This window comes from Mesorhizobium sp. M7A.F.Ca.MR.362.00.0.0 (genome assembly GCF_004023175.1).
Lineage (GTDB): Bacteria > Pseudomonadota > Alphaproteobacteria > Rhizobiales > Rhizobiaceae > Mesorhizobium.
Genome location: NZ_RZTF01000508.1, coordinates 1 through 3,942 on the forward strand (window position 1 = coordinate 1; position 3,942 = coordinate 3,942).

General features: G+C 63.2%; 3 protein-coding genes and 1 pseudogene. 3 read left to right on the plus strand and 1 reads right to left on the minus strand.

Going from position 1 to position 3,942, the window contains the following annotated elements; translation table 11 throughout:
• From EOC06_RS34090 to EOC06_RS34100, 3 genes are all read left to right on the plus strand, one after another.
• Nucleotides 1-1,378, plus strand: a 1,378-nt coding sequence (locus tag EOC06_RS34090) for an efflux RND transporter permease subunit (protein WP_206631319.1), incomplete at its 5' end; no start/stop codon positions are given.
• 526 nt (nucleotides 1,379-1,904) lie between these two features.
• On the plus strand, nucleotides 1,905-2,768 hold the full coding sequence (locus EOC06_RS34095; RefSeq protein ID WP_164898900.1) for a hypothetical protein: 864 nt from the start codon (nucleotides 1,905-1,907) through the stop codon (nucleotides 2,766-2,768).
• 154 nt (nucleotides 2,769-2,922) lie between these two features.
• Nucleotides 2,923-3,789 carry a hypothetical protein gene (locus EOC06_RS34100; RefSeq protein WP_128309877.1) on the plus strand — a complete coding sequence of 289 codons (867 nt, stop codon included), beginning with the start codon at nucleotides 2,923-2,925 and terminating at the stop codon, nucleotides 3,787-3,789.
• Between the two features lie 46 nt (nucleotides 3,790-3,835).
• On the opposite strand, the pseudogene EOC06_RS34105 reads toward EOC06_RS34100, so the two are convergent.
• Nucleotides 3,836-3,942, minus strand: a pseudogene (locus EOC06_RS34105) (aldehyde dehydrogenase); the annotation flags it as partial.

Below are 3,942 nucleotides of genomic sequence, written 5' to 3' on the forward strand. Positions count from 1 at the left end.
GCGGCGCGATCTGGCTGTGGTGCCGGGCGCCAGGCTCTTCCTGCAGGCGGTGCAGGATATCCGCGTCGGCGGGCGTCAGTCGAACGCCCAGTATCAGTACACATTGCAGGGCGACAATTTCGACGAACTCGCGCAGTGGGCTCCCAAACTGGCAGCGGCATTGCAGACCGAGCCGAAGCTCACCGACGTCAACAGCGACCAGCAAAACAAGGGGCTGGAGGCGGACATCGTCATCGACCGCGATACCGCGACGCGGCTCGGCATCACCGTCGGCCAGATCGACAACACGCTCTATGACGCCTTCGGCCAGCGCCAGGTTTCCACTATCTATGTCCAGCGCAACCAGTACCACGTCATCATGGAGGTGGCGCCGCAATACTGGCAGAACCCTGAAGCGCTGAAACAGGTCTATGTGAGCACTTCGGGCGGCTCGGTGCATGGTTCGCAGGCGAGCAACGCTGTCGCCGGCACGTTCGTCACGCCGGGGCAGTCGAGCAGCGCCACGTCCGCGGCGACCGACGCCGCGCGCAACCAGGCGACCAATTCGATCACCAGCACCGGCAAGACCGCCGCCTCGACCGGATCGGCCGTCAGCACCGGCACCGAGACGATGGTGCCGTTGTCGTCACTGGCCAGCTATGGCCCCGGCAGCACGCCGCTTTCGGTCAACCACCAGGGTCTGTTCGTCGCCACCACGCTGTCGTTCAACCTGGCGTCTGGCGTGGCACTCAGCGACGGCGTGGCCGCGATCAACGCGGCGACGGATCGCATCGGCATGCCCGCCACCATCCATGGCAGTTTCCAGGGCACGGCCCGCGTGTTCCAGGATTCGCTTTCCGACCAGCCGCTGCTGATCCTTGCCGCGCTGATCGCCGTCTATGTCGTGCTCGGCATTCTCTACGAGAGCTATGTCCACCCGCTGACCATTCTCTCCACCTTGCCCTCGGCCGGCGTAGGCGCTTTGCTGGCGCTAACGCTGTTCGACATCGAGTTCTCGATCATGGCGCTGATCGGCATCATCCTCCTGATCGGCATCGTCAAGAAGAACGCGATCATGATGATCGACTTCGCGCTGGCCGCGGAGCGCACCGAGAACAAATCGGCGCATGATGCGATCTGCCAGGCCTGCCTGCTGCGCTTTCGCCCGATCATGATGACGACCATGGCGGCGCTGTTCGGCGCCGTGCCGCTCGCCATCGGCCTTGGCGAGGGCAGCGAGCTGCGCCAGCCGCTCGGCATCGCCATCGTCGGCGGGTTGATCCTGAGCCAAATCCTCACCCTCTACACGACGCCGATCATCTACATCTATGTCGACCGCTTCGGTCGCTGGTGCCAGAGGCTGCGGTCCCAAGCGGCCATGGCATTAGGTCATAGGTGATATCGCCGTTCGAATTGGCGGCGTTGGTGATGCCGCCCTGGGCGATGGTGTAGGCTCCGGCGTTCTCTCCCAGGCGCGATCGAGAGCGCCGACCAAGCCCACACCACTGCCAAGACGGTGCTGGTGTAGCCATAGGAGGAGGGGTCGGCATCGCCGTAAATCTGGCCCTGGCCCGAATTGGCCGTGACTGTCACCGCACGCCTGCCGATGCTGAAATCGGCGCTGACATAGCTAATGTCGTAGCTGCCCACGTTGTCGCCGGTCGCGCGGTCAAGCACCCCGACCAGAGCAACACCTTTGCCGAGGCAGAATAGGTGTAGCCATAGGATAGGGGATCGTCGTCGCCATGGAACCTGCCCTGGTCGGCGACCAACCGGTTAGCGGACCCTACCATGAAACGGGCGTGGCCGGCCCCGTGTTCGGGTTGGGCTTGCTCTTCGCATTCGGTGCCTCTGGACACAGCTGTCGAAGGCTGGAAAATATGGACGCGACTCCGCTGTTGGAGTTAACTCGGAACATGAGGAGGATGGCGCTGAATCTGGAAGACATTGCCGGCCATCCGGCCCTGCATCGCTGTGTCCAGGCACAGTCGTTGGCGCTGATCAACATCTATGAAACGAGCCCGCGACTGGCTTCCATTTTCGCCACGCAGCAGCGTTGGCTGATGGGTCATGTCGGCCTTGCCATGCATTTCAGGCGCGATCCGCACGACCGCCGCAAGGAGCTGACGGTATCGCGTTTCATCGAGTTCGTACACCAGCACGCGGTGGCCAGCCGCAACACGGCGGACGCTTTCATCAAGGAGATGCTGCACTATCATGTCGCCGAGTATGTTTCGGGTGGCGACGGGCGCACGCACCCCTTGCAGCCAACGGCGGCAACCGTGCAGACTTTCACCGGCTGGGTCCTTGCTCATCTGCAGACGCTGGATCATCTCGATGGTGCCGACCGGCTGGCCAGGTTCCTGGAGCGGCCCGACATGGTTGCCAGGCTGCAGCCTCTGGTGGCGGACGGCCTGCTTGCCTCCAAGCCGGTGCGCGAGCCCAACCAGACCTTTTCCCTGTTCATCTGGCTCAACAATGGCGGCATCGTCATGGACTGGCTGATGTCGGGCATCGACCCCGATCATGCCGGCCTGGACCGGATTCCGACCAGCGTGGTTTCGATCGGAGATTTCGCCAGATGGCTCAAGCTGTCGCGGACCCACTTCGCCCGCAAGCTGCGCGCTGCCGAGGAACTCGGCAGCATCGGCTGGCTCGGCCAGCGCGGCCATTCGGTGATGTGGGTGTCGAACACCTTCTACCAGGAGTACATGACCGTCCAGGCCGCCAAGCTGGCCATTGTCGATGCGGCATTCGCCGCCTGTTTTCCAGTCCCGGAAGACCGCTGAGGGTCGGCGCGATCGACATCTGCCCGGACCGAGAACATTGTCTCCTGGCGATCATAACCTGTTATAGACAGGGCGCGTCTGGACACGGGCCGTGAAGGCTGAAAATGTGATCTGCGTCTTCGTGGCCGTAAGGCTGGATCGGAGCATGGGGGGAATGACGCAGACCTTTGACCATATTGCCGGTCACCCGGCATTGCATCGCTGTGTCCGTGCCCAGGCGCAGGCGATGATCCAGGCCTATGGGATGAACCCGAGGCTCGCCTCGATATTTGCCACCCAGCAACGCTGGTTGATGGCGCATATCGGCCTTGCCCTGCATTTCAGACGGGAGCCCGATGACTACCGCAAGCAGTTGACGGCGGCGCGTTTCATCGACGTCATCCGGGAGAATTCCGTCGCCAGCCGCAACACCGCCGACGCCTTCCTCAAGGAAATGCTGCATTACAATTTCATCGAGCACCTGCCGGCAACACAGGACGGCCGCATCCGCCCCATTCAGCCAACGGTGAACACGCTGGAGACGGTTGCCGGCTGGATGATGGCGCACCTGCACACGCTGGACAGTCTCGACGGTGCGAACCGTCTGGCGACGTTTCTGGAGCGGCCCGATGCTCTCGCCAGGGTGCAGCCGCTGGTGGCCGACGGCCTGATCTCCTCCAGCCCCGTGCGCGAGCCCAGGCAGACCTTTTCGCTGTTCACCTGGCTCAACAATGGCGGCGTCGTCATGGACTGGCTGATATCGGGCGTCGATCCCGACCATGCCGGCCTCGCTGAAATACCGACCGGCGTCGTCTCGATCGGCGATTTCGCCAAATGGCTCAAGCTGTCGCGAACCCACCTGGCACGCAAACTGCGGGATGCTGAAGACCTCGGCAGCGTTGGCTGGCTTGGCCAGCGCGGCAATTCGGTGATGTGGGTGTCGGGCGATTTCTACCGGGAATACATGACCGCCCAGGCCGTCAAGCTGGCTATCATCGATGCCGCGTTCGTCAAGGCCTTCGACTCGCCGGCAGGCAGCTGACCGGTGCGGCATCCCCGGTGCGGGGATGCCCAAGCCGGCGAGCCTTTCAGTCGATATCGAATGACACGCCCTGGGCGAGCGGCAGCGCCTTGGAATAGTTCACCGTGTTGGTGGCGCGCCGCATATAGGCCTTCCATGCGTCGGAGCCGCTCT